Here is a 416-nt window from a genome sequence, read left to right as displayed (position 1 = left end):
AGCATAGTGAATGAGCGAGAGGGGTTAGGGCGCATAATGACTCCAAGACAATCAGACAACCTTTATTGACTAACTAACTTTTATTGACTAACAAACTATAACACAGGCTCATAAGGACAGCACGAACGTATCAGCACTGATGCATAAAGAACTGACGTCCAAAGAGCAACTGACCTTTGAGGAGGGATAAATAATGGTCTAAATAAAATTGTCTGGCTTAATGACGGCTAAAGTAATAATGCCAACATAAGCGATAGCCGCGATAAACATACCGGCTTTAGACTGAGCAGGGGTGGCAGTCGCTCGAAAGGCCTTGATACTAGCACTAATGGCGGCAATCAACAGAACAATCTTCGCGAATGCCCACTGCACTGGTGCATTGACAGACATCAGCTGCATTAGCATCCAGCCACCTG

General features: G+C 44.7%; 1 protein-coding gene. It reads right to left on the bottom strand.

All coding sequences use genetic code 11. The features are described from left to right. Positions 1–198 precede the first annotated feature (198 nt). On the bottom strand, positions 199–416 hold a 218-nt coding region (locus EG885_RS22515), incomplete at its 5' end, for a SirB2 family protein (RefSeq protein ID WP_165571283.1).

Origin of the sequence: Paracoccus nototheniae (assembly GCF_004335005.1) — a bacterium.
Taxonomy (GTDB): domain Bacteria; phylum Pseudomonadota; class Alphaproteobacteria; order Rhodobacterales; family Rhodobacteraceae; genus Paracoccus; species Paracoccus nototheniae.
The sequence above is the reverse complement of the archived record's forward strand: the minus strand, read 5'-3'. Positions and strand labels throughout refer to the sequence as shown.